The sequence below is a fragment of the Aequorivita sublithincola DSM 14238 genome (assembly GCF_000265385.1).
Taxonomy (GTDB): domain Bacteria; phylum Bacteroidota; class Bacteroidia; order Flavobacteriales; family Flavobacteriaceae; genus Aequorivita; species Aequorivita sublithincola.
This window is the reverse complement of the sequence record NC_018013.1, coordinates 408,386-434,117: the sequence shown is the minus strand read 5'-3', so window position 1 is coordinate 434,117 and position 25,732 is coordinate 408,386. Positions and strand designations below refer to the sequence as shown.

General features: G+C 36.3%; 26 protein-coding genes and 1 tRNA gene. 16 read left to right on the top strand and 11 right to left on the bottom strand.

What is annotated here, in order from left to right:
- Nucleotides 1-61: 61 nt before the first annotated feature.
- Nucleotides 62-703 (bottom strand): orotate phosphoribosyltransferase, encoded by a 642-nt coding sequence (gene pyrE, locus AEQSU_RS02130; protein WP_014781207.1) that lies wholly within the window; start codon nt 701-703, stop codon nt 62-64.
- 7 nt (nt 704-710) lie between these two features.
- Between pyrE and AEQSU_RS02125 the strand changes: the two genes are divergently transcribed.
- Complete coding sequence (locus AEQSU_RS02125) at nt 711-1,340, top strand: NUDIX hydrolase (RefSeq protein ID WP_014781206.1); 630 nt, start codon at nt 711-713, stop codon at nt 1,338-1,340.
- On the opposite strand, the gene AEQSU_RS02120 is transcribed toward AEQSU_RS02125, so the two are convergent.
- On the bottom strand, nt 1,302-3,056 hold the full coding sequence (locus AEQSU_RS02120) for a M14 family metallopeptidase (RefSeq protein ID WP_042492239.1): 1,755 nt from the start codon (nt 3,054-3,056) through the stop codon (nt 1,302-1,304). The genes AEQSU_RS02125 and AEQSU_RS02120 overlap by 39 nt on opposite strands.
- Nucleotides 3,057-3,171: 115 nt before the next feature.
- Nucleotides 3,172-4,425 (bottom strand): T9SS type A sorting domain-containing protein, encoded by a 1,254-nt coding sequence (locus AEQSU_RS02115; RefSeq protein ID WP_014781204.1) that lies wholly within the window; start codon nt 4,423-4,425, stop codon nt 3,172-3,174.
- A 191-nt stretch (nt 4,426-4,616) separates the two neighbouring features.
- Here AEQSU_RS02115 and AEQSU_RS16060 point away from each other — a divergent pair, with 191 nt between their 5' ends.
- Nucleotides 4,617-5,693 carry a sensor histidine kinase gene (locus AEQSU_RS16060; protein WP_014781203.1) on the top strand — a complete coding sequence of 359 codons (1,077 nt, stop codon included), beginning with the start codon at nt 4,617-4,619 and terminating at the stop codon, nt 5,691-5,693.
- Nucleotides 5,690-6,385, top strand: coding sequence for a LytR/AlgR family response regulator transcription factor (locus AEQSU_RS02105; protein ID WP_014781202.1), 696 nt, complete (start codon nt 5,690-5,692; stop codon nt 6,383-6,385). Before AEQSU_RS16060 ends, AEQSU_RS02105 begins: the two co-directional genes overlap by 4 nt.
- Nucleotides 6,386-6,437: 52 nt before the next feature.
- On the opposite strand, the gene rho is transcribed toward AEQSU_RS02105, so the two are convergent.
- Nucleotides 6,438-8,165 (bottom strand): transcription termination factor Rho, encoded by a 1,728-nt coding sequence (rho, locus tag AEQSU_RS02100; protein WP_014781201.1) that lies wholly within the window; start codon nt 8,163-8,165, stop codon nt 6,438-6,440.
- A gap of 202 nt (nt 8,166-8,367) precedes the next feature.
- On the opposite strand from rho, the gene AEQSU_RS02095 reads away from it, so the two are divergent.
- Nucleotides 8,368-8,778 (top strand): DUF4293 domain-containing protein, encoded by a 411-nt coding sequence (locus tag AEQSU_RS02095; RefSeq protein ID WP_042491551.1) that lies wholly within the window; start codon nt 8,368-8,370, stop codon nt 8,776-8,778.
- Between the two features lie 239 nt (nt 8,779-9,017).
- On the opposite strand, the gene AEQSU_RS02090 is transcribed toward AEQSU_RS02095, so the two are convergent.
- Nucleotides 9,018-9,512, bottom strand: a complete 495-nt coding sequence (locus AEQSU_RS02090) for a metallophosphoesterase family protein (RefSeq protein WP_014781199.1) — start codon at nt 9,510-9,512, stop codon at nt 9,018-9,020.
- A 155-nt stretch (nt 9,513-9,667) separates the two neighbouring features.
- Between AEQSU_RS02090 and truA the strand changes: the two genes are divergently transcribed.
- Entirely contained in the window at nt 9,668-10,417 is a 750-nt protein-coding gene (gene truA / locus AEQSU_RS02085) for a tRNA pseudouridine(38-40) synthase TruA (RefSeq protein WP_157429240.1), read from the top strand.
- A 102-nt stretch (nt 10,418-10,519) separates the two neighbouring features.
- Complete coding sequence (locus AEQSU_RS02080; RefSeq protein ID WP_014781197.1) at nt 10,520-12,286, top strand: ABC transporter ATP-binding protein; 1,767 nt, start codon at nt 10,520-10,522, stop codon at nt 12,284-12,286.
- A 3-nt stretch (nt 12,287-12,289) separates the two neighbouring features.
- On the opposite strand, the gene AEQSU_RS02075 is transcribed toward AEQSU_RS02080, so the two are convergent.
- A complete protein-coding gene (locus AEQSU_RS02075) occupies nt 12,290-13,063 on the bottom strand; it encodes a diadenylate cyclase (RefSeq protein WP_014781196.1) in 774 nt (257 codons plus the stop codon).
- A gap of 117 nt (nt 13,064-13,180) precedes the next feature.
- Entirely contained in the window at nt 13,181-14,017 is an 837-nt protein-coding gene (gene folP / locus AEQSU_RS02070) for a dihydropteroate synthase (RefSeq protein WP_014781195.1), read from the bottom strand.
- Nucleotides 14,018-14,071: 54 nt separating this feature from the next.
- On the opposite strand from folP, the gene AEQSU_RS02065 reads away from it, so the two are divergent.
- The 7 genes from AEQSU_RS02065 to AEQSU_RS02035 all read left to right on the top strand — a co-directional run bounded on the left by AEQSU_RS02065 (nt 14,072) and on the right by AEQSU_RS02035 (nt 20,079).
- Entirely contained in the window at nt 14,072-14,635 is a 564-nt protein-coding gene (locus AEQSU_RS02065) for a DUF1599 domain-containing protein (RefSeq protein ID WP_014781194.1), read from the top strand.
- A 17-nt stretch (nt 14,636-14,652) separates the two neighbouring features.
- On the top strand, nt 14,653-16,365 hold the full coding sequence (locus AEQSU_RS02060; protein WP_014781193.1) for a BT_3928 family protein: 1,713 nt from the start codon (nt 14,653-14,655) through the stop codon (nt 16,363-16,365).
- A 5-nt stretch (nt 16,366-16,370) separates the two neighbouring features.
- The gene (locus AEQSU_RS02055; RefSeq protein ID WP_014781192.1) at nt 16,371-17,468 is read left to right on the top strand and encodes an ABC transporter permease; all 1,098 of its coding nucleotides are present in this window, start codon (nt 16,371-16,373) and stop codon (nt 17,466-17,468) included.
- 138 nt (nt 17,469-17,606) lie between these two features.
- Nucleotides 17,607-18,086 (top strand): TlpA family protein disulfide reductase, encoded by a 480-nt coding sequence (locus tag AEQSU_RS02050; protein WP_014781191.1) that lies wholly within the window; start codon nt 17,607-17,609, stop codon nt 18,084-18,086.
- Nucleotides 18,083-18,832 (top strand): triose-phosphate isomerase, encoded by a 750-nt coding sequence (gene tpiA, locus AEQSU_RS02045; protein ID WP_014781190.1) that lies wholly within the window; start codon nt 18,083-18,085, stop codon nt 18,830-18,832. Before AEQSU_RS02050 ends, tpiA begins: the two co-directional genes overlap by 4 nt.
- 81 nt (nt 18,833-18,913) lie before the next feature.
- Nucleotides 18,914-19,747, top strand: coding sequence for a 50S ribosomal protein L11 methyltransferase (gene prmA / locus AEQSU_RS02040; protein ID WP_014781189.1), 834 nt, complete (start codon nt 18,914-18,916; stop codon nt 19,745-19,747).
- Between the two features lie 56 nt (nt 19,748-19,803).
- Nucleotides 19,804-20,079: an ATP-dependent Clp protease adaptor ClpS gene (locus AEQSU_RS02035; RefSeq protein ID WP_014781188.1), complete on the top strand. Its 276-nt coding sequence runs from the start codon at nt 19,804-19,806 to the stop codon at nt 20,077-20,079.
- Here AEQSU_RS02035 and AEQSU_RS16755 read toward each other — a convergent pair.
- Both AEQSU_RS16755 and AEQSU_RS02030 read right to left on the bottom strand, forming a co-directional pair.
- Nucleotides 20,076-20,234, bottom strand: coding sequence for a hypothetical protein (locus AEQSU_RS16755; protein WP_014781187.1), 159 nt, complete (start codon nt 20,232-20,234; stop codon nt 20,076-20,078). The two genes, AEQSU_RS02035 and AEQSU_RS16755, sit on opposite strands and share 4 nt — an antisense overlap.
- 100 nt (nt 20,235-20,334) lie before the next feature.
- Nucleotides 20,335-20,408: transfer RNA gene (locus AEQSU_RS02030), tRNA-Arg, on the bottom strand.
- Nucleotides 20,409-20,480: 72 nt separating this feature from the next.
- Between AEQSU_RS02030 and AEQSU_RS02025 the strand changes: the two genes are divergently transcribed.
- The gene (locus AEQSU_RS02025; RefSeq protein ID WP_014781186.1) at nt 20,481-20,993 is read left to right on the top strand and encodes an adenine phosphoribosyltransferase; all 513 of its coding nucleotides are present in this window, start codon (nt 20,481-20,483) and stop codon (nt 20,991-20,993) included.
- On the opposite strand, the gene AEQSU_RS02020 is transcribed toward AEQSU_RS02025, so the two are convergent.
- Both AEQSU_RS02020 and AEQSU_RS02015 read right to left on the bottom strand, forming a co-directional pair.
- Nucleotides 20,990-21,142 (bottom strand): hypothetical protein, encoded by a 153-nt coding sequence (locus AEQSU_RS02020; protein ID WP_014781185.1) that lies wholly within the window; start codon nt 21,140-21,142, stop codon nt 20,990-20,992. The genes AEQSU_RS02025 and AEQSU_RS02020 overlap by 4 nt on opposite strands.
- Nucleotides 21,143-21,208: 66 nt before the next feature.
- Complete coding sequence (locus tag AEQSU_RS02015; RefSeq protein WP_014781184.1) at nt 21,209-22,090, bottom strand: hypothetical protein; 882 nt, start codon at nt 22,088-22,090, stop codon at nt 21,209-21,211.
- A gap of 144 nt (nt 22,091-22,234) precedes the next feature.
- Between AEQSU_RS02015 and AEQSU_RS02010 the strand changes: the two genes are divergently transcribed.
- Both AEQSU_RS02010 and AEQSU_RS02005 read left to right on the top strand, forming a co-directional pair.
- Entirely contained in the window at nt 22,235-23,188 is a 954-nt protein-coding gene (locus tag AEQSU_RS02010; protein ID WP_014781183.1) for a calcium/sodium antiporter, read from the top strand.
- A gap of 133 nt (nt 23,189-23,321) precedes the next feature.
- Nucleotides 23,322-25,508, top strand: coding sequence for a glutamine synthetase III family protein (locus tag AEQSU_RS02005; RefSeq protein WP_014781182.1), 2,187 nt, complete (start codon nt 23,322-23,324; stop codon nt 25,506-25,508).
- The last annotated feature ends 224 nt before the right edge of the window (nt 25,509-25,732 follow it).

Here is a 25,732-nt window from a genome sequence, read left to right as displayed (position 1 = left end):
GTTTATGAGTTGAGAAGTCGATGAGTTTAGTTTACTGAGACTGAACACTGAGACTGAACACTTATTGCCCCCATATTGCAGGATTCTCTTGCCATTCAGAAAGCAACGTGGCTTCTTCAGCATTAATATATTTAGATTTTTCCGCCTCCTCTAGCAACATTTCATAATTGCTTAACGTGTTCAAAGTAACATTTGCATTCTTAAAATTTTCTTCCGCAGTATTAAAACCGTAACTGAAAATAGCTACCATTCCCTTCACATTCGCATTTGCTTCTTTTATTGATTCAACAGCCATCAGGCTACTTTTACCTGTACTTATGAGGTCTTCAACAACAATTACGTTGGTATTTTTTTCTAAATGTCCTTCAATTTTATTTTGGCGTCCGTGTCCTTTTGCTTCTGGGCGCACATAGCAAAAAGGAACGTTCAAATAGTCTGCCACTAATGCCCCAATACCAATGGCTCCTGTAGCCACACCCGCAATCATTTCGGGCTTTCCGTAGATTTCTTCAATTTGTTTTGAGAGGTTTTCACGAATGTAATTTCGTATGGTTGGATAGGAAAGCGTAACGCGATTATCACAGTAAATGGGAGATTTCCATCCCGATGCCCAAGTAAAAGGGTTTTGTGGTTGCAATTTAATTGCATTAATTTGCAATAGCAAGGCAGCGGTTTTTTGCGCCGTTTCTTTGTTTAATATCATTGTACAAATGTATAAAGTTTTTGTAAAAGATATTCCTATAATTCTTTCTACTGAAGAAAATATTGGGGAGCACTACACTACCATTCCTTTAAAACAGGCTCGTTTTAAGAAATTGGTAAAGAAAATAAACAACGGCGAACTGCTTTACGTGAACTTATATCACAAAAATGCAGAAAAATTGGAACGTTTTCTTCGGAAGAAAATAAAAGTAGTTGAAGCCGCTGGCGGACTGGTTTACAACAGTAAAAAGGAGATTCTTTTTATTCGAAGAAACAAAAAATGGGACCTTCCAAAAGGAAAAGTTGAAAAAGGAGAAACCTACCAAGAAGCCGCCATTCGTGAAGTTGTTGAAGAAACTGGCGTGAAGGACCTTGAAATTCGTGATTTCATTATGAAAACGTATCACGTTTTTAAAAGGAACGATAAGTTCCGATTGAAAATAACTTATTGGTACGAAATGTTCAGCGACTATGACGGTCCGTTGATCCCTGAAGCACAAGAAGGAATTAAAAAAGTGAAGTGGAAGAATTTTGAAAAATCGCAGACGGCGCTACAAGACTCTTACGAAAACATAAAACTACTTTTCCCAAAGGAATATCTAACCACCCACCCGAACGATAGGATAACGGAGGTGTGATTTTTCGTAATTAGGCGATTGTTTGTGAATCCAGTCCAACTGTAAATACCAGTTTTTTGCAAAATTAGGCTCATTTTGCTTTTTGGTTTCAAATTCTTTTTTGATTTCAGGATTCTCATTTAGAAATTTTTCAGCCATATCTTCCCAAATGTAAGGTGAGAAACCTTCTTTTTGTTGAAGAATTGCGTCGAAAAAGTTCCAATTGAAAAAAGAATCAGGAGCGGATGGTTCCAATGTTTCCAATAGATAACGGACTCCTTGTTGTTGGGTTTTTACTAAAATATCTCCTTTTTTTACTGAAACATTTTCTTTGTTTGTTGTTACTTCAGTTTTATAATGAAGATAGTGGCCTTCAAACGGATTCTTCACGGTTTCAAAACTTTTTATTCTGTAAACTTCCGCAGCAATTATTGTGTCTTTTTGAATTTCTGCGAATTCAATTTTATTAAATTTCAAAAGGTCAATAATGTTCCAATATCCTTTTGGAACAATATAAGCGGAAGGAACTGAGACAGAATCCATCGCTTTAAAATAATTGTAATAAGTAACATCTTTTGTGAAAGGCTTATCTCGATAATACTTTAAGCGTTCGGCTCCGGTAATTTTGCTCGGTATCATTTTCCCTTCAAAACCTTTAAAATTAAGTATTGAAGTTTTTGACGAATCTACTTCCCAAGAGAGAGGGTAGTAGCTACATACTTTGTATTTTTCAAACGAATTTTTGCGTAGCGTTTTAATTTTTGAAGCATCCGCATCGGCGATATTTATAAAGGTTTTCATTAGTTTATATGTGCCTTGAACTCTTTGCTTATAGGGTTTTAGCATATGGGTTTCAACTGTTAATCCCAATGTATTGAACAATGTTGTGTAACCGCTTGCGTAACGTGGCGAATCCATAAACTGCGAAAAACCTTTTTCTGGCACTCGGTTGAAAACGTTTACGTAAGGAGTAATATCCCAGTTTTTTTGATGAAGCGAATCTTCAATCTGTGGCATAAATGAAGTATGTAGATACTTCCCTAATTCGCCTCCTAATTTGTTGTGCTGCGTAAAAAGATGGGTAAGAATATATTGATAGTCCGCGCCATTGCTAACATGATTGTCTATAAACAAATCAGGATTCAGCCAATGAAAAATTTCAGCAAAAGCTCTGGCGTTTTTAGTGTCGTTTTTTATAAAATCACGGTTCAAATCATAATTTCTTGCGTTTCCTCGGAAACCGTATTCTTCAGGTCCGTTTTGATTCGTACGGCTTGTACTATTTCTATTTAACGCTCCACCAATATTATAAACTGGAATTGTAGCAATAATTGTGTTTTTTGGAGATGGTATTTTCTTTTCGGCAAAATCACGAAAAAGTAGCATTGATGCATCTATTCCGTCTGGCTCACCAGGATGGATTCCGTTGTTTATGAGTAATAGATTTTTTCCGTTTTTTGAGAAGGTTTCTTTTGAAATCTCCCGCTTCGTATTACTAGGGTCAAAAACTATCAAATGTAATGGAAAGCCACTATCTGTCTGTCCAACTTCATAAACAGCTATTGAGGAAAATTTCTTTTCCAAAGCCAAATAATATGAAATGACTTCTTCATAAGTTGCCGTTTTTAAACCTTTTGAAGATTCAAAAGTTATGATTAAATCGTTGTTTTTTTGAGAGGTTGCCACAGTTGTAAATAAAAAAAATGACCAACAGAGAATTGCTAAAACTTGCTTCATAAAATAGTTTTTATCAAAGATATATAAATCTCTATTTTTAAATGTAAACGAAATGTCTATAAAAAAATAGTGCGCTAAATTGTAGCGCACTAAATCAAACAAAGAGACTTTTTCACTAATTTGAAACCAACATCCTTTTCGTTTTAGAATTTCCATTCTGCGAAATTGTGCAGAAATAAGTTCCATTTGCAACATTTAATCCTTCCAAAGAAATTGAATATTTGCCCGCAGTGTTTATATTCGGTTCTGTTTTCTTTATAATTCGGCCTTGGATATCTCTAATTTCTATATTTAAAGAGCCATCTTCGTTAAGACAAAAGCTAAGTGTTATTGTGTCTTTTTTTGAAATTTTAAAATTTTCCAACCCACATTCATTTGTCGAATAATCGTTTATAGAGAGGCTCCCCTCCTGTGAAAAAATCTCTGTTTCGAAAAGATATTCTGTTTGAAACCCAGAAGCACAAATCAATTTTGAAATATTACCAATAAAAACCGAAGCACTATTTCCCGTTACCCAGGCTGTTGGTTTTGATGATAATTGTGTCCAAACATTAGTGTCTGGATTGTAAAAATAGGTTTCATCAGAAAAAGTATTAAAAGTATTGTCGGTGCTACCGCCCGTCATAATTACACCATCGCGCCAGGTTTGTGCTTCAAAAAAAGTTCGGGTTTGACCTGGAAATGGTGTTTTTTCTTCCCAAGTAATTATGGAACGGTCGTTTGCATCAATGGTTCCAACGCGAACTGTATTCCAATAATTGTTAGACATAAACGCATCGCTGCCACCTATATAAACCAGTTTGTTACTGTGAATCGCAAAACCGCCCCAGGCTAAACTGCTGCCTAGAGGCAAGATTGGCGTAGCTTCACGCCAGCGGTTGTAATTACTATTATATAAATAAGTTTTATTTTGGTAGCCGCCAACTACATATATCAAACTATCCTGATAAGCAACGGCTCTCGCATCAACAATGGTTTTGGGAAAATCTGCGGCATCGGACCAAGAATTTGAAGCTATATTATATTTACGTACCTTTTTAATAGCATTCCCAGGAGTAGTCAAAAGTCCGCCAATAGTGTAAATCGTGTCCTTCAAAATCGCAATAGAACCACCCAAAAGCTGAGTAGGTGGTGGCGAAACATTAGACCAAGTGTTTGAACTCAATTGATAACGTTGCGTAATCGGCGTAATAATACCTGCTTGATTTCGTCCAGAAACCATAAAAAGATAGCCATCGCCAGCATTACTATAACCTATGGTTTGCCCAGCGCGTATTCGTTCAGGAATATCGGCACCTGCGCTCCATTGGGCGATTAAATTTGGTGCTGCGAGTAAAAGAAATACGGAAAATGTTAGAAGTTTTTTCATAATGATTTGGTTTAGAATTCGACTAAAATTAATTCATTTGAAAGGCTCTAATTTCAAGCCGTTGCAGACATATCACCATCATCAATGAATAACATTTGTAAGTTTACGAATTGTCATTAATTGCCAAAGAGTATCGAAAAATGTCATTGGTGTACAAAAACAGGTTGTTTGTAGCAATTCCTTAAAAATTAATGCCAAAACCGTATTTTTATGCGATGCAAAAAAGATGGGTAAGACACGTTTTCTTTTGGTTGGCGTATCATTCATTTGAAGTCTATACAGACTTTTTATGGATGTTAAATCAATACCAACTTTCGGTTTGGGAAGCTTTCAAAATTTCCTTTTTAACCGAAACTATAATCCTTTTGGCAATCAAGTTGCCGATGGTTTATGTGATGTTTCATTTTCTTTCAAAATATTCCGTTGAAAAACCCAATCGATATAAATTGATTTTTTCGCTTAGTACAACACTTATTTTGTTCAGTATTCTGGCGCAACTCATAGTGGTTTATCTGTTTTTAACAACTCTTTATAAAGGCTTAGATATTGTTGAAATATTTGGCTATCAGGGAATCGTAAATTCTTTTATGGATAAGGTTTTTATTGCCTGTCTGGCCATTGCGCTAAAACAGATGTCCAACGGTCAAAGACTTCGCGAAAGAGAACAATTGTTAGTAAAGGAAAAACTGAAAACCGAATTAAGTCTGCTGAAATCTCAAATCAACCCACATTTTCTATTTAATACATTGAATAATATCTATTCTTTAGCGCGAAAAAAGTCTGATAAAACTCCCGAAGTTGTGATTAAACTTTCAAAACTTCTAAGGTTTGTGATGTATGAAACGAAACATCAATCCATAACTATTGAAAAAGAATTGGATTTTTTAAAAGATTATATTGAGTTGCATAAAATACGCTACGATGAAAGACTTAAAATTGATTTTAAACACGAATTGGACGATTTGAACGCGCAAATAATGCCAAACATTTTAACTCCTTTTGTTGAAAATGCTTTTAAACATGGCGCAAGCCAATCTACGACCAATTCTTTCATATTTATTGAATTGAAACTCGTTAAAAATGAATTGTATTTTAAAGTTGAAAACTCATTCGAGCCCAGCGTTATTAATGATGAAGAAGAAGGAATTGGTTTAAAAAATTTAAATCGTCAATTGGAGTTGATGTATCAAGATTTTACGCTTCAAACGAAAAAGGAAAACCAAAAATTCATTGCTGAACTTTCACTCAATTTAATTCAAAAAGTATGATAATTAAATGTATTGTAGTTGAAGATGAGCCATTGGCAATGGATATAATGGTCGATTTTATCAGCCAAGTTCCTTTTTTAAAATTGGAAAAAACTTGTACCGATGCTCTTGCAGCAATGAAGATTTTAAACGAAAAGAAGATCGATTTAATTTTTCTTGATATCCATCTACCAAAATTGAAAGGTTTGGAATTTTTGAGCACATTGAAAAACCCGCCAATGGTTATCATTACTACGGCTTATCAAGAATTTGCGCTTAAAAGTTATGATTATAATGTATTGGATTATTTGTTAAAACCCATTGAATTTTGTCGTTTTATGGTTGCTGTTCAAAAATCTGCAAATCAAACAAATAAAGAAATTCTTCCAACAGTAGAAATTATAAACGACGGATTATTCTTTACGGTAAATAAAAAGAAGGCGCGCATTGCTTTTCAGTCAATTATATATATTGAAAGTCAACGAGAAAATGTAAAAATCGTGACCGAATCCAATGTTATTCAAACGCGAATAGCAATCAGTGAGCTAGAAAAACAGTTGCCTGATTCATTTCTTCGCATTCATCGTTCCTATATCGTAGCAAAACCGAAAATAGACCTTGTGGATGCGCAAGAAATTGAAATACGTGGAAAACGATTACCTATTGGCAGAAGTTATAAGAACGATGTGCATTCGGCTTTGGGCATTAAATAAAAATCCCCGAAAACCAGAGCTTCCGGGGATTTTTTTAAATATTAAAGAATTTTTATCCGTTCATCGAAATCAAAAACTCTTCGTTGTTTTTAGTCTGTTTAATACGATCGTTAATGAACTCCATTGCTTCTACAGGATTCATGTCTGCAAGGTATTTTCGCAGCACCCACATACGTTGAAGTGTAGTTTCATCAAGTAATAAGTCGTCTCTACGAGTACTTGAAGAAGTAAGGTCAATAGCTGGGAAAATTCTTCTATTAGAAATTTTTCTATCCAATTGAAGCTCCATGTTTCCAGTTCCTTTAAATTCTTCAAAAATAACTTCGTCCATTTTAGAGCCAGTTTCTGTAAGTGCGGTAGCAATGATAGTCAATGACCCACCGTTTTCAATATTACGGGCAGCACCAAAGAAACGTTTTGGTTTGTGAAGCGCATTCGCATCCACACCACCACTCAATATTTTACCACTGGCAGGCTGAACAGTGTTGTAAGCACGTGCCAAACGGGTTATGGAATCTAGAAGAATAACCACATCGTGACCACATTCTACCAATCTTTTTGCTTTGTCAATAACAAGATTTGCAACACGAACGTGTTCCGTAGCTTCTTTATCAAAAGTTGAAGCAACTACTTCGCCACGTACATTACGTTGCATATCGGTAACTTCTTCAGGGCGTTCATCAATTAAAAGAACTATTTGATAAACTTCTGGATGGTTTGCGGCTATTGCGTTTGCAATATCCTTCAGCAACATGGTCTTACCCGTTTTAGGTTGAGACACAATCATTCCACGTTGTCCTTTTCCAATAGGAGTAAAAAGATCCATTATTCTCGTAGAAATAGTACTCTGCTTATCAGCAAGGTTGAATTTTTCTTGCGGGAAAAGCGGCGTTAAGTGTTCGAATGAAATACGATCGCGAACCACATTTGGGTTTAGACCGTTTATTTTATTCACCTTAATTAATGGGAAATATTTTTCACCTTCTTTTGGTGGGCGTACTTCACCTAATACAGTGTCTCCAGTTTTTAAACCGAAAAGACGAATTTGTGATTGAGAAACATAAATATCATCAGGAGAAGAAAGATAGTTGTAGTCACTAGAACGCAAAAAGCCGTAGCCATCTTGCATAATGTCTAAAACGCCTTCGCTTTCAATTATGCCATCAAACTCATAATCTGGTTCTCTGTATCGATTGCGGGAGTCTTTATTACCGTTATTTCTGTTGTCCTGAGTTCTGTTTTCTTGCACGTTACCATCTTTCTGCTTGCTATTTTGGTGCTTTTGGCGGTTGTCAGAATTGTGATTGTCGTTGCGTTGGTTTTTCTGTCTGTTATCCGAATCATTGGAATTAGACTTGGAATGCTGAGGTTTTTTATCGTCTCTTTTATCGTTAGAACGTTTGTCGTCTTTAGAATCTTTATCGTCACTCCCTTTTTTGTCGTCATCATCTTTTTTAGGACGATTCGGTTTTGGTGGTTGTGGCTTTTTGTTCCGATTTTCATTCCTTGGCGGACGTGGCTTTTCATCCTTATCCTTACTGTCTTTTGAAGACGTAGTAGCTTTTGCAGCAGTAGGAGTTTCTGGTTTTTTTGCTTCAGAAGAAGTTTCTTCTGCCTTTAGAACAGCTTTTACGGCTTTAGGATTTGCGGCTTGGTAGTCAAGAATTTGATAGACCAAGTCCAATTTTTTTTGTGTGCGATATTTAGGCACATTAAGTTCTTTTGCAATATCCTGAAGTTCAGGCAGCTTTTTGTTTTTTAAATCTGAAATTTCAAACATGTAGAAAATACTGTAGTTTAAGTTGATACTATTAGTTCCTTTCGAGAAGGTAAGTACGTTGAAAAATTTATTAGAAGACTAAGTAACCTTGATTGAGTTGGTTACGAATAGATACTGCAATGATACAATAATAAATTAAAAAGTACTGTTATTTTTTTTAAAAAGATAGCGTATTTTTGCAGCTCAATTGAGTTTTTACAATATGATTCAACGCATTCAAACCATCTATTTGTTTATTTCCGTTTTAATAATGGGATCTTTATTTATGTGGTTTCCCAATGTTTTAGGTAAAGATGGTTCCATAATAATGGATCGCAATGAACCTTTAATCTTTGGGTTGATATTTGTTTCCATTGCGTTGGCTATTATTTCAATTTTAAGTTTCAAAAAACGGCAGTTACAGTTTGTGCTTAACCGTTTAAACATCATATCAAACTTTGTATTACTGGGAGTTTTCGTTTACAGGTTGCTAACTTTATCCGGAGAAACAATTGTTTCAGAGAAGGGTATTGGGGTGCTTTTTCCCATCATTTCTATCGTGTTTTTAGTGCTGGCAAATAAGGCCATAAAAAGGGATGAGGACCTCGTAAAATCTGTTGATCGTTTACGATAAACCGATCTTGGTATATTAGTGCAAGACCCTCGGAGTATGCCAACTTCGGGGGTTTTTTGGTTTTGTTCCAAAACAAAAAACCCCAAAATTTCAATTTTCAAAAAACAGCCCGATAGCTATCGGGACCAAACAAATCCCCAAATTCCAATTTTCAAAACTCCAAATTACCGAATCCCTAATCCCTAATCCCTAATCTCGAATTAACGAATTAACGAATTAACAAATCAACGAATCCCAAATCAGCGATTCCCAAATTCAATAACTTCCAGATTCTGAATTTTTTCGCCATCAATCTCAAATCTTAGCATCGTTCGCACTTTCTGAAAACCATGTTTTCCAACTGCGCCAGGGTTCATATGAAGTAATCCCGTGGTTTTATCTGGCATTACTTTTAAAATATGTGAATGGCCACAAATGAAAATTTTCGGAGGATTAGCATAAATTTCTTTTCGAATTGAAGGATTGTACTTTCCAGGATAGCCGCCAATGTGTGTTATCCAAACGTCAACGTTTTCACACATAAAACGGTTGTGAAGCGGAAATTCCATCCTAGCTTCCGTGTTGTCAATATTTCCATAAACCGCCCGCAAAGGTTTTAGCTTTTTGATGGTATCTGTTACTGCAAGATCGCCAATATCGCCAGCATGCCACACTTCGTCAGCTTCTTTGACGTATTTCAGGATTTTTTCGTCTATATAACTATGCGTGTCGCTTAAGAGCAGAATTTTTTTCAAAATAGATTATTTTACTGTGCAGCGAAGTTATTTAATATTTTGGTTTTGTCTCAATAAAAAGGCAACTCTGCGTCAGGCTCCTAAATTTTTAAACTCCTAAACTTCTAAACTCTTTAAAGTAAATTGTAATTTTGTCGATTCCGAAAAAAAACAAATTGCGATATTTTATTGAAATAGCCTACAACGGCAAAAACTACTTTGGATGGCAACGCCAGCCAGAGCAATTGAGCGTACAACAGGTTTTGGAAGAAACGCTTTCAACCTTATTTCGGAAGGAAATAAAACTCACTGGAGCTGGAAGAACCGATACAGGCGTGCACGCCAAACAACTTTTTGCACACTTTGATTTTGAAGAAATTGAAAACAAAGAAGCACTTATTTTCAGAATAAATTCTTTTCTTCCGAAAGATATTTCAGTAAAAAATATTTTTAATGTAAAGGAAGATGCGCACGCTCGTTTTCATGCTGTGGAAAGAGAATATGAATATATTATTTCACTCGGAAAAGATCCTTTTTCAGAAGATTTTGCTTTTCAAATTCACAATCCGCCAAATGTAGAATTGATGAATCAGGCAGCAGAAATGCTATTGCATCATAAAGATTTTCAATGCTTTTCACGCTCAAAAACCGATGTAAAAACGTACAATTGTACAATCGTGAAAGCACATTGGGAAACCAAAAATAATACCCTTATTTTTACAATCGCCGCTGACCGATTTTTGCGAAATATGGTTCGTGCAATTGTTGGAACGCTTTTAAATGTGGGTTACGAGAAAACTTCTTTGGAAGATTTCAAAGAAATATTAAAGGGTAAAAGCAGGGAAGCAGCAGGAGCATCGGCACCTGCCCACGGATTGTATTTGACGAAAGTTTTTTATCCAAAAAGTATATTTTTAGAAGAGTAGGGATAGCTTGATTAGATAGTTTCGCTGCGCTCTCAATGACAGTATGAACAAATCTCGAATTAACGAATCACCAATTAACGAATTAACGATTAACAAATAACAGTGTCAGAAACCTCAGGTAACGCATTCGATTTTAAGCTTTTTAAGCGATTATTAGCTTTCACAAAGCCATATCGTGGCATCTTTTATTTTGTAGCTTTTGCAGCAATCATAATGTCTGGGCTTGCTGTCTTGCGGCCTTATCTTTTGCAATTGGCCATAGACAATTCTATGGTTCCTAAGGATGGTGATGGGTTTATGAAATACATCATCTTGATGGTGGTCGTGCTTTTTTTGGAAGTTATTTTTCAATTTGCCTTTATTTTTTACACCAATTGGCTAGGCCAAAGTGTAATCCGCGATATGCGCCAACAACTCTTCAGATTGATGATGAGTTTCAAAATGAAGTATTTTGATAAAAGCGCTGTTGGTAGATTAACAACCAGAGCGGTGAACGACGTGGAAACCATTTCCAGTATTTTTAGCGAAGGACTTTTTATGATTATTAGCGATTTACTAAAAATGCTAGTAATTGCTGGGTTTATGCTTTATCAAAGTTGGAAGTTGTCTTTAATAGTTTTCATCGTTTTACCTTTCATATTATATGCTACTCGAGTTTTTCAAAAGGCAATGAAAGTCGCTTTTGAAGACGTTCGGAACCAAGTAGCCAACCTAAATACCTTTGTTCAAGAACGAATAACAGGAATGAAAATAGTTCAGATTTTCACTCGCGAAAAAACTGAATATGAACGTTTTCAAGAAATAAACAAAGACCATAGAAAGGCTTGGATAAAAACAGTTTGGTATAACTCTATTTTCTTCCCAATTGCAGAAACTACGGGAGCCGTAGCCACAGGTTTGGTTGTTTGGTATGGTGGTTTGAACGTAATTGGTGGTGGTCTGGTTACTCTTGGTATTATCACGGCTTTTATTCAATATGCCGAAATGCTTTTTAGGCCATTACGGCAGATTGCAGATAAGTTCAATACCCTCCAAATGGGAATGGTTGCGGCAAATCGTGTTTTTGGAATTCTAGATACTAAATCGCACATTCCGGATACGGGAACTGTTGATTATGCTAGTACGAAAGGCGAAATTGAATTCAAAAACGTTCATTTTGGTTATAATGAGAATGAAGAGGTAATTCGTGGGATTTCATTTAAAGCAAATCCAGGCGAAACCGTTGCGATTGTAGGAGCAACTGGAGCAGGGAAAAGTACAATCATCAATCTGTTGAACCGTTTTTACGAAATAAACAGCGGTGATATTCTGATTGATGGAATTTCTCTAAAAGATTATAAATTGGCTTCAATTAGAAGTCAAATCGCAGTGGTTTTGCAGGATGTTTTCCTCTTCGCAGATTCCATTTTGAATAATATAACACTTAACAATCCTAACATTTCCGAAGAAGAAGTTATTGCGGCAGCTAAAGAAATTGGGGTTCATAAATTTATTAAATCACTTCCTGAAGGTTATCATTATAATGTAAAAGAACGCGGCAGTATGCTGTCTTCTGGGCAGCGGCAACTCATTTCATTTTTGCGTGCGTATGTAAGCAAACCGAGTATTTTGGTTTTGGATGAAGCAACTTCTTCCGTAGATACTTATTCTGAAGAATTGATACAATTAGCTACAGATAAGATTACCAAAGACCGAACGTCCATAGTTATAGCTCACCGTTTGGCAACTATAAAAAAAGCTGATAAAATTATTGTGATGGATGCTGGAAAAATTGTGGAAGAAGGAACGCACAAAGAATTGCTGAAGCTTGAAAACGGTTTTTACAGAAATCTTTACGAAGTTCAATTTATGGAGGAAGAAGCGATTTAATTTTTAACTCAAATCTTTTTTCAACATTTTAAATAATTCATCAGTGTTTTCATAAAGCACAAAATCACCATCTTTAAAATAAGAAATTTGGCCGTTTTCTTCGGAGACCACTAAGCAAATAGCATCAGTTTTTTCAGTAATTCCAGCGGCAGCGCGATGTCTTAATCCGAAGCGTAGCGGTATTTTTTTGTCATTTGAAACTGGTAAAATAACACGAGTAGCGGTAATTCTATTTTCCTCAATAATCATTGCACCATCGTGCAGCGGACTGTTTTTAAAGAAGACGCTTTCAATAATAGGCTGGTTTACTTCAAGATTCATTTCATCTCCAGTGTTTTTAACAAAATCAAGGCTATTGTTGCGTTGCAGTACAATAAGGGCTCCTGTATTTGTACTTGCCATTTTCTTGCAAGCTGCCATTATTCCTTCAAGATTGGTTTTAAGACCAGAATCGTTTCCAGAAAATTTAAATTGCTTCAAAAATCTACGCCGCGCGTTGAAATTTGTAGAGCCTAACATCAAAAGAAATTTTCGAATTTCAGGCTGAAAAACTACGACTAACGCAAACATACCAACGCCCAAAAATCCACCAAGAATTTTGCTTAACAGTTCCATTTCAAGAAGCTGAGTAACGACGTAAATGCCGTAAACAATAATAATACCAATCAAAATATTTATTGCCACAGTGCCTTTTACCAAATTATAGAGATAATAGAGGAGGAATGCAACCAGCACTATATCTACTATATCTAAAATTCGAATGTCGAGAAAATCCAAGGGTGTGCGTTTTTTGTAAAAGTAGTTTAAAAATTCAAGGTTCAAAATTCAAAATTCAAAATTAAAGGCTCAATCTTTAAATTTTGAAATCTCAAATTCTAAAATATTTGCGGACTCCTAATCCCTAATTCCGCTAATCTCACACCATAGTTTTACACATTCCACGGCTTCCTTAACGTCGTGAACTCTTAAAATTGAAGCACCTTTCAAAAGAGCAATTGTGTTAAGTGAAGTGGTGCCATTCAAAGCATTTCCTACTGAAGTTTCCAATGTTTTATAAATAAAGGATTTTCGCGAAACGCCAGCTAAAATAGGTACATCCAGACTTTGAAAAAGTTCAAGATTACTCAAAAGTTGAAAACTTTGTTCGCGTGTTTTTGCAAAACCAAAACCTGGATCTGCAATAATATTGTTGATTCCTTCTGCTCTGGCGAGTGCGATTTTTTCAGCTAAATCCTTTAAAACTTCCATCGTTACGTTTTTGTAATCGGTGAGTTTCGTCATTGTTTTGGGAGTTCCTCGCGTATGCATCAAAATGTACGGGACTTTAAGTTTTGCAACGGTTTTGAACATTTCAGAATCTAGAATTCCGCCCGAAACATCGTTTACCATCGCAGCGCCAGCTTCCACAGCTTTTTTTGCAACTTCACTTCTAAAGGTGTCCACAGAAATTAATGCTTCGGGAAAATTCTTCAAAATAATTTCTACGGCTTCAACAACTCTTCTAATTTCTTCACTTTCAGAAATTTCATCAGCATTCGGTCTTGTGCTATAACCGCCAATATCTAGAAATGTAGCGCCCTCGGAAAGCATTTCTTCAGCTTGCTTCAAAATATTTTTATCAGAAAAAGTTTTTCCACCGTCATAAAATGAATCGGACGTAACATTAATAATGCCCATCACTTTTGGGACAGAAAGGTCTATAAGGTTGCCGCGGCAATTAAGGGTCTGCAATTTTTTAAATTGATATATTTACCCGAAATTTACGCAAAATCTTACAAATCGCTAATGGCAGACACTTCAAATCAATATAATGACCAGATTGAAAAATGCAGAGAGCTGTTTATCAATAAAATGCATGATTATGGAAGTGCGTGGCGAATACTTCGACTTCCGTCATTGACCGACCAAATTTTCATAAAAGCACAACGCATTCGCGGTTTGCAGAAAAATGCTGAACAAAAAATTGCCGAAGATGAAACGAGCGAATTTATCGGCATTGTAAATTATTCTGTGATGGCTTTAATTCAAATTGAAAAAGGAGTCGTAGAGCAACCAGACCTTTCTTTGGAGGTTGCGACCCAACTTTACGATGAGCACGTTGCCAAAACCAAGCAATTAATGATGGATAAAAACCACGATTATGGTGAGGCGTGGCGAGATATGCGGGTTAGCTCTTTAACAGATTTGATTCTTCAAAAGCTACTGCGCGTAAAGCAAATTGAAAACAACAGTGGTAAAACACTGGTTTCAGAAGGAATTGATGCGAATTATCAGGATATAATTAATTATGCGGTTTTTGCACTTATTCATTTGGAAGAAAGAAAGGAAGATAAAAAGAGTATAGAATAAAGAATTTAGAACATAGAATGATGAAATTACTAGTTGGAATATCTCGAATAATTGTTGGCGTACTTTTCATAATCAGCGGATTGATTAAGTTGAACGACCCAGTGGGGTTTTCGTTTAAGCTGAAAGATTACTTCGCGCCAGAAGTTTTGGACCTCTGGTTTTTGGTTCCTTATGCTTTATTAATCGCTATATTCTTAGTGATTTTTGAAGTCTTAGTTGGTGTAGCGTTGTTGTTAGGTTATCTAAAAAAAGCGACACTTTGGGCTTTGTTGTTGATGATTATCTTTTTCACATTCTTGACTTTTTATTCAGCATTTTTCAACAAAGTGACTGATTGTGGATGCTTTGGAGATGCTATAAAACTAACCCCTTGGGAATCTTTTAGCAAGGATATTGTGTTGCTGGTTTTAATATTGATTCTTTTCTTTGGAAGTAAATATATCCAGCCTTTTTTCACAAAAGGAACGCGCAGCATTATCATTTTCGCATCTTTTGTGGCTTGCCTTGGGATAACCTATTTTGTATTGATCCATCTTCCAATAATCGATTTCCGTCCGTATAAAATTGGTGCAAACATCAAAGATGGAATGACCGTTCCCGAAGGCGCTCCAAGCCCGATTTATGAATATAAGTGGAAATTCAATATAAATGGCGAAGAAAAAGTAATAACCACAAACGGCGATTATCCGAAGGTTGACGGTGAATTAATAAGCACTGAAACCGAAATGATTCAAGCTGGCTACGAACCACCAATTCACGATTTTACGATGGAAAGGGATGGCGAAGATTACACAGCACAATTTTTAGATGAAGAAAATTTAGTTGTTATAATTGCTTATAGTCTAGGTAATACTGAGAAGGACGGTTACATTCCTATTAAGGAAATTACCGATAAAGCTTTGAAAAATGGTTATAATGTGATTGGTCTTTCGGCTTCTTCTCAAGAAATGACCGAAGCTTTGACGGAGGAATACAAGTTGAATTTCAAGTTTTATTTCTGTGACGAAACTACTTTGAAAACCATCGTTCGTAGCAATCCAGGAATTTTGGAGCTTGATAATGGAACCATCAAACAAAAACTTCACTGGAATGATGCCAGTAAATTAGAGCTTCCAGCGGTTGAAAATGCAAAGCCGAAACTGGATCTTTCAATAAAGCAACGTTTAGATAGTATTGGAGCTTTAGATCAAAAATACCGAATGTTGATGCAGACTCAATCTTTAGAGGAAAGAAAAAAACTGGGTGAAAGTATGGGTCTTTCGGAAGCTGAGTACAGCGGAGATCTTTCGCAAATGCAACGTGTTTTGGACAGTGTAAATATGGTTTTTGTTGAGAGGTATTTTCTTCAGAATGGATATCCTGGCAAGTCCGTTGTTGGCGAAGAATCCAGTCTCGTTGCTTGGAATGTTTTGCAGCACAATCCAGATAAAATACCACTTTATTTACCCTTGGTGAAGAAAGCTGCTGAAGCTGGTGAAATTCCAAAAACTTCAGCCGCAATGATGGAAGATCGCTATTTGATGATGGAAGGAAAACCGCAAATTTACGGCACTCAGGGAATGAGTTATGACGATGCTAGAGGTTCTTTCATTTGGCCAATAGACAATCCCGAAACCGTCAATCAAAGAAGAAAAGACGCAGGTTTTGAAGAAACAGTTGAAGATTATGCAAAAATTCTTTTCGGAAAAGATTTTGTTTATGAAACGCGCATAATGGACCAAATAAACTAAGAAACGTGGCAATTTACATCCTTCAAAAATTGGGTTATGCGTTGTTAACGCTGTTTGGGGTTGTAACTGTGATTTTTCTTTTGTTTACGATACTTCCAGGCGATCCAGCACGAATGATGCTCGGTCAAAATGAAACTGCAGAGCAGCTTGCCGTAGTAAAAAAGAAATATGGTTTTGATCAGCCAGTTTACGTGCAATATTTAAGATATTTGAATGATTTGTCTCCAGTTTCCTTCCACAGTAAAAACCCAGACGATTACACGTTTCTTGCTGAAGCCGTGCCTGCCGGCAGGCAGGGAAAATACAATGCAACAGATTTGTTTTCAGTAGGAAACACTACTCTAGTTTTAAAAACGCCTTATTTGCGTGAATCATTTCAAAAGAATGGAAAAGAAGTGAGTGAAGTAATTGCAGAAACTCTTCCAAACACGGTTATACTGGCAGTTTCGGCGATTGTAATTGCAATTTTTATCGGTGTTTTCTTGGGAATTATTTCAGTACTATTCAAAGATGGTTTTGTTGATAAAATGATACAATTGGTAAGCACTTTGGGAATGAGTGTTCCTTCGTTTTTTAGCGCCATTATTTTTGCCTGGATTTTCGGTTTTATGCTTCACAAATACACCAATTTGAATATGACGGGAAGCTTATATGAAGTAGATGATTTTGGCAACGGAAAATATATTCAGTGGAAAAATTTGATACTTCCAGCCATAGTTTTAGGAATTCGACCATTGGCTGTCGTTAGCCAGTTAATGCGAAATTCGTTGCTTGAGGTTTTAAACCAAGATTACATTCGTACCGCAAAAGCAAAAGGGTTGTCTTTTTATCAAATTATAAAAAGACACGCTCTGAAAAATTCACTAAACCCTGTTGTTACAGCAATTTCAGGATGGTTTGCTAGCATGCTCGCTGGAGCAGTTTTCGTAGAATTTATTTTTGGCTGGAATGGTTTGGGCAAAGAAATTGTAAACGCCTTAAATACATTGGATTTACCAATAATTATGGGAGCGGTAATAGTAATCGCCACATTGTTTATAATAATCAATATTTTTGTAGATATTATTTACGGTTGGCTAGACCCGAAAATTAGTAGGCAGTAGCAGTGTTCAGTTTAAAGTTGGCGCGCGATTTATCGCGCGCCATAACTAAATGTAAATATCGCGTGCTGCACAAGATGTGAATTATCAAGTGCGATAACCAGATATTAAGTATCTCAAGCTGTTTAAAAATAAAATTTTATGAAAACAATATTCGTCTTCCTCTTCTTATCCATCACCTTCGCCCAAGCACAGCAAAAAACCTTTACTGAAGCCGCTTTAAACGATGTTTTTCTATCAGAAAACAACAAAGAAATAACCCTTTCCGAAGTACTTCGGCAATACAAAGGCAAAACGGTTTTCATAGACATTTGGGCGAGCTGGTGTAAAGATTGTATCGCCGGAATGCCAAAGGTGCAAAAGCTTCGCGAAGAAAATTCTGAAGTTGTATTTTTGTTTTTGTCGTTAGATAAGGAAATGGAAAGTTGGAAGCACGGAATTGAAAAATACGGCGTTGTTGGCGAAAATTATTTTATACCTTCGGGTTGGAAAGGTGCGTTCTGTTCTTCGATAGATTTAGATTGGATTCCCAGATATATGGTGGTAAATCCTGAAGGAGAAATAAGCCTTTACAAAGCCATTGAAACAAATGATGAAAATCTTTTAAAAGAATTGAAATGAGAAAAAAAATAGTAGCAGGAAACTGGAAAATGAACAATGATTTGGCCGAAACCGAGCTATTTCTGGTCGAACTGAAAAAGCAGGTTTTCCCAGAAAATGTAATCGTAATGATTGCGCCGCCATTTACCAGTTTAAATCAGGCATTCAAATCGTTACATGAGCATCCAGTAACGGTTGTAGCTCAAAATATGCACCAAAGCAAGGAAGGTGCTTTTACAGGAGAGATTTCTGCTAAAATGCTAAAAAGTGTTGGAGTCGAAACCGTTATTGTAGGCCATAGTGAACGCCGCGCTTTTTTTAATGAAGATAGCGCTGTTCTTGCAGAAAAAGTGAATACCGCACTCGAAAATGAGATGACCGTTATTTTCTGCATAGGTGAAGAGATTTATGATAGAAAAAACGGAAACCATTTTGAACTAATAAAAAAGCAACTAATGGAAGGACTTTTCCACGTATCAGATAAATCTTGGGAAAACTTAGTTATTGCTTATGAGCCAGTTTGGGCAATTGGAACCGGCGAAACAGCAACCCCCGAGCAAGCGCAGGAAATGCACAAATTCATCCGGAAAACTATTGCGGAAAACTATTCAAAGAATATTGCCATTAACGTTTCAATCCTTTACGGCGGAAGTGTAAAGCCAGATAATGCGACTGAAATTTTCGGACAAGCTGACGTTGACGGAGGCCTTATTGGAGGAGCTGCGCTAAAGGTGGAAAGTTTTATGAATATTGTAAATTCTTTTTAAAAAAGAAACAGGACTAAAGGGATACAGGATAAAGCAAACATCTTGTTTCGCTTAAGTTTTGGGTCTAATAATTAAATTATTATGTCGCATATTTATATAGAATACGATTTTAAAGTGACCCCACTCCAACCAGGAACTGAAATTCTGATTGCTGAATTGGGTTACGCAGGTTTTGAAAGTTTTGTAGAAACGGAAGTAGGCGTCACCGCTTATATTCAAAAGGACGAATGGAACGAAACTATTTTGGAAGATGTCAATATTCTTGATTCTGAAGAGTTTAAGATTAAATATACTTCTTCTGAAATAGAACAAGTGAATTGGAATGAGGAATGGGAGAAGAATTTTGACCCAATTGAAGTTGATGGAAAATGTACCGTTCGTGCGCCATTTCACCCAAAGAGGAATTTCGAATATGAAATCGTAATAGAACCCAAAATGTCCTTCGGAACAGGTCATCATGAAACCACTTTTATGATGCTCCAATTTATTTTGGAAAATGATTTTGAAGGAAAAACTGTATTAGATATTGGCTGTGGAACTGCCGTCTTAGCTATTTTAGCTGAAATGCGCGGCGCTTCAAAATTGGACGCTATTGATATTGACGATTGGTGTGTTGAAAATTCATTGGAAAACATTCAGAGAAATAATTGTGAGGATATTTCCGTTTTTCTGGGTGATGCATCCTTGCTTTCAGGCCGAAAATATAATGTGATTATTGCGAACATCAACAGAAACATTCTTTTGAATGATATGGAAACCTATAGAAATAGTTTAAATGATGGCGGAGAGCTTTATTTGAGCGGTTTTTACATTGAAGATCTGCCAACAATCACAGAAACTTGCAATAATTTAGGTTTCACTTTCGTTGAAAACAAAGAGAAAAATAGATGGGTTGCAGCAAAATTTGTAATTTAGTATTTACGATTGCCAAATAAACAAATCCCAAATTAACGAATTAACAATAACACGTTTTGAGTACCAAGGAAAAAATTCAAGAAGATGTATCGGTCGTAGAAAAGGAAAGCAACCAAAATGAAATCGTGCTTTACAATGACGATGTAAACACGTTTGACCACGTAATAAATAGCCTAATCTTCGCTTGCGAACATACGCCAGAACAGGCTGAGCAGTGTTCCATCATTGTTCATTATAAAGGAAAATGCACTGTAAAAACAGGTGATTTTGACGAATTAAAACCCCGATGCTCTATGCTGTTAGAAGCTGGATTGAGTGCAGAAATAGTCTAAAACCATTCAAAATATAGTCCGGAAATAATTACTCCGACAATTAATAATATTAACACAGCAATTATAAAACCTGCACCAAAGCGGGTTTTTTTATTGTCTTGAAGGATATAATCTTTTTCTTTTTTGTTATCTGCGTCTTTTACGATCTTGGTCATTCTCTTTATTTTAAGAATCCAAATTAGTCAAAAAAAGCGATTGCGGCGAACTTTCGGGCATAAAAAAACCACGTTTTTTTACAACGTGGTTTTTTCTATGTGACCTTGCCAAGATTCAAACTTGGAACCTCCTGAGCCGTAATCAGGTGCGCTATTCAGTTGCGCCACAAGGCCAATTTAATTTCGCTTTTAGCGGTTGCAAATATATTTCTTTTTAAATTGCAAGACAAATTAAAACCTTAAAAAATGAATTTATCTGAATATATTCGAAATGTTGAAAATTTTCCAAAAGAAGGGGTTCATTTTAAAGACATTACACCCTTGTTGGCAAACAAGGATGCCGTCAGTTTTTGCTTGCAGCAATTGGTTGCAATGGTTGGAGATTCAAAAATTGATAAAGTTGTAGGTATTGAATCTAGAGGGTTTTTCTTCGGAACACTACTTGCACAAAAATTGAACGCAGGTTTTGTGCCAATCCGCAAGCCAGGAAAACTTCCATACAGCACCTTAAAGGAACCGTATCAATTAGAATATGGTATGGACGCGCTCGAAATTCATGAAGATGCCATTAAAAAAAGAGAGCGGGTACTGCTGCACGACGACGTTCTGGCTACAGGCGGTACGGCAAGGGCAGCTTGCAATTTAATAGAAAAATTGGGAGGCGAGATTGTCCAATGTAATTTTTTAATTGAACTTGAGTTTTTGAACGGAATTAAGAAATTGCAAAATCACCCAGTAAAATCATTGCTGAAATATTAGTCCAAAGAATTTTTTGTTACCCATAATTTATATGCAAACAGTGCCAACTGAAATTTTGAGGCCTTTGCTAAATCAACTCCTTCTTTTGAGAAGCTTGGCAAAATTTTCTTGTTAGTCTTCGCCAGAAACTGAAAGAATTTCTTTTTCATCTAATTATAATTTACTGTTGAGGTTAACTTTTTTGAAATTAATATTTTTTAAAAAGAAGTTAAAACCTATTCCACACTTCTCATAATCGTATGCTGTTTATCTACTGCAATTGAAATATTCTTAATGGTTTCTTCCTCATTTCCAAATGTTGAAGTAGAGACTGAACCGTTCTGGTTGTCTATGGTTATGGAAATATGCGTTATTTCGTTATTGTCATTACGTTTTAAATCGTTGTACGAAAAGGAAATGTTTTCAGCTTTGTAAATTTTTTGAAGTTCCACTAATTCTAAATCGGTACTGCTTTTGGTGATCAGGTTCGAATTTCCATTAAAAGCGGTAGCGCTTTTAATTTGGTGCTGTTGCAACATCCTAATACTATCCCTTCGTTGTTGCATATTATTTCTCATTTCAGCTTGTCTTTCCTTCATTGCCTGCATCCGTTCTTCCATTTCCATTTCCATTTGGTCGCTTCTTTCCTTCATACGCTGTTTGTGTTCTTCATAGGACTTTTCAGCATTTTTAGAATTTTCTACCCCACTTCCTTGGCTTATAAAAGATTGGTTTGAGCTGCCAACACTTGTAACGGAAATCCTGCCTCCTTCAGAAATTATTGCAATATCATTTATAGGGTTTTTGCTGCTTACGCTATAGTTTCCCGAGTTGTTATTTGCGTCCTTATAATAAATAGAAATAGAAATAATTTCATTATTCTCATTGTAATTTACATCTGAATAATTAAACTGCAATCCTTCATCTACCATTTGTTTTTTGATTTTTTCAAGTTCTTCCAGCGTCGTGTTTTTGGTAATCGTCACCGTAATTTGTTTTTCTATCATCAAATCGGTTTCTAAAATTTTCACTACTAAATTCTTCGATGTAAAGGAAGAAAGCCCGAAGGCGCTAAAAATCAGAATACAAAAAAGTGAAAGTTGTTTGAGTGTTCCCATAATATTGGTTTTTATAAATACTTTAAATCAAACATTAGTCCAAAAAAGGATTGTAGTTTTAATAGATTAAAATTTTGGGGATAGTAACAAATATACGATTATTTCCTTTTGGCATTTAGTATCTTCGCGGGCAATTATATTTCAATGGATTATTTACTGCTTTTTTTAGGTTTGGTTTTGTTGGTGGTTGGGGGAGAGTTCTTGGTTCGTTCTTCCGTAGCGCTTTCATTTAAACTCCATCTTTCAAAAATGGTAATTGGGCTTACCGTTGTGTCATTTGCCACTTCGGCACCAGAGCTTTTGGTTAGTTTACAGGCTGCGCTTAACGGCTTTTCTGATATCTCCCTCGGCAACGTAATAGGCTCAAACATTGCAAATATAGGTTTGGTGCTAGGTATTACAGCAATAATTTCTCCCTTGGCTATTGATAAAGATTTTTATAAGCTTAATTGGCCCGTAATGATGTTGCTTTCCGTAGGGCTCTATTTTATTTTGAAGAGCGGCCTGCAAATTTCCCGTTCAGAAGGAGTGGCATTGTTACTTGTATTGGCTGTTTATTTATACATATTGATTAAGAGGGCCAAAAACCAAAGAGGTAGCGAGCCTGTTGACGACAGTATTGATGAAGGATTGTCGAAAACTTCTAATTTCAAAATAATTGTTTGGTTGTTAATCGGCGGTCTTGCCCTTTATGGAGGTAGCGAACTCTTAGTAAGCGGTGCCGTGTCCTTAGCGGAAGGCTTTGGCATTAGCGAACGCGTAATTGCCGTAACTATGATTGCTGTGGGTACTAGTGTTCCAGAGTTGGCTGCTTCGGTAATCGCCGCGCTCAAAAAGGAAAAGGCAATTTCACTTGGAAATCTAATAGGTTCAAACATATTTAATATTTCTTCAGTATTGGGTATTACTGCAATTATCCAACCCATTGCAGTAAAAAGCCCTGAAGTGTTGACAAATGATATTTTTTGGATGATTGGTTTTGCCGCTATCTTAGTTCCATTAGCATTTCTTCCCAAGAAATTTGAATTGGGCAGAAAGAGAGGAATATTTCTATTTATTGCCTATGCTATTTTTATTGCACTTACCATAAATAGCTAGTTTATTCTTTTATCCCCTAATATTTAGGGGGTGTTTATAACTTAATTCATTATTTGTATAAATTTAATATGAAATTTAGGGGGTGTGATTATGTTTTTTATACTTTTGCGCTGTCAAACCCTAAAAACATATTATGCCAACGCTAAGATTTCATGCAATTAAGGAAACCTATAATAGAGTTCCTATTCCTGTTACTGAACCAGAAAGACGTTCCGAGATCTTCGGAAAAAACGTTTTTAATGAAGCTGCTATGCGGCAGTATCTTACCAAAGATTCTTTTAAGAGTGTAATGGATGCTGTGGAAAATGGCTCTAAAATTGAACGTCATATTGCAGACCATATCTCTACAGGAATGAAGGAATGGGCAATTGCAAAAGGTGCGACGCATTATACGCACTGGTTTCAGCCATTAACGGGAGCAACTGCAGAAAAGCACGATGCCTTTTTTGAAACAATGGAAAATGGGCACGCAATCGAAAAATTTGGCGGTGAACAATTAGTGCAACAAGAATCTGACGCGTCTAGTTTTCCAAATGGTGGAATTCGAAACACCTTTGAGGCACGTGGCTACACTGCTTGGGATCCAACTTCCCCAGCATTTATTTATGGAACCACCCTCTGTATTCCAACCGTCTTTGTTGCTTATACTGGAGAAGCGCTAGATTATAAAACTCCTTTATTGCGAGCACTTCAAAGCGTTGACAGTGCAGCAACTGCTGTGGCAAAATATTTTGATAAAAACGTTACAAAAGTGATTGCAACCTTGGGCTGGGAGCAAGAATACTTTTTGGTTGACAGCGCTTTGGCAGCATCACGGCCAGATATTTCCTTGGCGGGAAGAACACTATTGGGGCATTCTTCAGCAAAAGGACAACAATTGGATGACCATTACTTTGGTTCCATACCAGCGCGAGTGCTAAATTTTATGCGCCATCTTGAAACAGAATGCATGCTTTTAGGAATTCCTGTGAAAACACGCCACAACGAAGTAGCGCCGAACCAATTTGAATTGGCTCCTATTTTTGAAGAAACAAATTTGGCCGTGGATCACAACTCCTTATTAATGGACTTAATGCACAAAATTGCACAAAAGCATAACTTTAAAGTGCTATTCCACGAGAAGCCTTTTGCAAACGTAAACGGAAGCGGAAAGCATAACAATTGGTCTTTGGCTACAAATACTGGTGTAAATCTATTAGGTCCTGGAAGCACCCCAATGAAGAACCTTCAGTTTTTGACTTTTTTCATAAATACCTTAAAGGCAGTCAACGATCATGAAGAATTGCTTCGCGCTTCTATTGCCAGTGCAAGTAACGATCACCGTTTGGGCGCCAACGAAGCTCCACCAGCAATTATCTCAGCATTTATTGGTTCCCAGCTTACAAGTGTATTGGATGAACTTGAAAAAGTTACCAGCGGCAAACTATCTCCACAAGAAAAAACTGATCTAAAACTTAATGTTGTAGGTAAAATTCCGGAAATTTTATTGGACAATACAGACCGCAATCGTACTTCGCCTTTTGCCTTTACAGGAAATAAGTTTGAGTTTCGCGCTGTGGGTTCTACCGCCAACTGTGCAAACCCGATGACTGTGCTAAACGCCATTGTGGCAAGACAGCTTATTGATTTTAAAACTGAAGTGGACGCTCTTATTAAAGAGAAGAAGATGAAGAAGGATGATGCCATCTTCAATGTTTTAAAGGAATATATAAAGGATTCCAAAAGAATTCGTTTTGAAGGTGATGGCTATGGTGAAGCTTGGGAAAAGGAAGCTAAAAAGCGTGGCTTAAGCAATCATAAAACAACTCCAGAGGCTTTAAAGGCTAAAGTTTCAAAGAAAACCATCGCCCTTTTTGAAGGCCTTGGCATTATGAGCAAGGTTGAGCTGGAGGCGCGTCACGAAATAGAAGTGGAGGACTACGCACTGCGAATTCAGATTGAGGGACGTATATTGGGCGATATTGCTCGCAATCATGTAATTCCTACGGCGATACGTTACCAAAATATTTTAATTGAAAACGTTCAAGGCTTAAAAAACATCTATGGAGCTGATTTTAAAAAATTCTCTACCGAACAGATGCATTTAATAGAGGAGATTAGCGAGCACATAGCAAAAATCAATAAAGGAATTACAGATATGATTGACGCCCGCAAAAAAGCAAATAAGATTGAAGATGGAGAAAAACGTGCGTTTTCATATTGCGATGAAGTGAAACCATTTTTCCAAGTAATTCGTTATCACTGTGATAAGTTAGAATTGCTTGTGGACGATGAACTTTGGCCACTAACTAAGTATCGTGAGCTGCTTTTCACGAAATAAATATTAAAATATTTTTAATCTTTCAGATAATTGAGCCGTCCAAATTATATTTGGACGGCTTTTTGTGTATTTAGGCAACCCAGAACTAAGTATTTTATAAGTAATACAAGGAACAGTTCCTTTAAGTAAAAAAAGTGTGGGGCATTTTTAAAAACGCCCCATACTTTTTTTATTCATTAGTTGTGCTAGAAAGATAAATGTAAATCTGAAATGTTTCTAAAGAA

Excerpts from the sequence above, each read along its gene's own strand:
- pyrE (WP_014781207.1), bottom strand. The coding sequence starts at position 703 with ATGATATTAAACAAAGAAACGGCGCAAAAAACCGCTGCCTTGCTATTG.
- AEQSU_RS02125 (WP_014781206.1), top strand. The coding sequence starts at position 711 with ATGTATAAAGTTTTTGTAAAAGATATTCCTATAATTCTTTCTACTGAA.
- AEQSU_RS02120 (WP_042492239.1), bottom strand. The coding sequence starts at position 3,056 with ATGAAGCAAGTTTTAGCAATTCTCTGTTGGTCATTTTTTTTATTTACA.
- AEQSU_RS02115 (WP_014781204.1), bottom strand. The coding sequence starts at position 4,425 with ATGAAAAAACTTCTAACATTTTCCGTATTTCTTTTACTCGCAGCACCA.
- AEQSU_RS16060 (WP_014781203.1), top strand. The coding sequence starts at position 4,617 with ATGCCAAAACCGTATTTTTATGCGATGCAAAAAAGATGGGTAAGACAC.
- AEQSU_RS02105 (WP_014781202.1), top strand. The coding sequence starts at position 5,690 with ATGATAATTAAATGTATTGTAGTTGAAGATGAGCCATTGGCAATGGAT.
- rho (WP_014781201.1), bottom strand. The coding sequence starts at position 8,165 with ATGTTTGAAATTTCAGATTTAAAAAACAAAAAGCTGCCTGAACTTCAG.
- AEQSU_RS02095 (WP_042491551.1), top strand. The coding sequence starts at position 8,368 with ATGATTCAACGCATTCAAACCATCTATTTGTTTATTTCCGTTTTAATA.
- AEQSU_RS02065 (WP_014781194.1), top strand. The coding sequence starts at position 14,072 with ATGGCAGACACTTCAAATCAATATAATGACCAGATTGAAAAATGCAGA.
- AEQSU_RS02060 (WP_014781193.1), top strand. The coding sequence starts at position 14,653 with ATGATGAAATTACTAGTTGGAATATCTCGAATAATTGTTGGCGTACTT.
- AEQSU_RS02050 (WP_014781191.1), top strand. The coding sequence starts at position 17,607 with ATGAAAACAATATTCGTCTTCCTCTTCTTATCCATCACCTTCGCCCAA.
- tpiA (WP_014781190.1), top strand. The coding sequence starts at position 18,083 with ATGAGAAAAAAAATAGTAGCAGGAAACTGGAAAATGAACAATGATTTG.
- prmA (WP_014781189.1), top strand. The coding sequence starts at position 18,914 with ATGTCGCATATTTATATAGAATACGATTTTAAAGTGACCCCACTCCAA.
- AEQSU_RS16755 (WP_014781187.1), bottom strand. The coding sequence starts at position 20,234 with ATGACCAAGATCGTAAAAGACGCAGATAACAAAAAAGAAAAAGATTAT.
- AEQSU_RS02025 (WP_014781186.1), top strand. The coding sequence starts at position 20,481 with ATGAATTTATCTGAATATATTCGAAATGTTGAAAATTTTCCAAAAGAA.
- AEQSU_RS02020 (WP_014781185.1), bottom strand. The coding sequence starts at position 21,142 with ATGAAAAAGAAATTCTTTCAGTTTCTGGCGAAGACTAACAAGAAAATT.
- AEQSU_RS02015 (WP_014781184.1), bottom strand. The coding sequence starts at position 22,090 with ATGGGAACACTCAAACAACTTTCACTTTTTTGTATTCTGATTTTTAGC.
- AEQSU_RS02010 (WP_014781183.1), top strand. The coding sequence starts at position 22,235 with ATGGATTATTTACTGCTTTTTTTAGGTTTGGTTTTGTTGGTGGTTGGG.
- AEQSU_RS02005 (WP_014781182.1), top strand. The coding sequence starts at position 23,322 with ATGCCAACGCTAAGATTTCATGCAATTAAGGAAACCTATAATAGAGTT.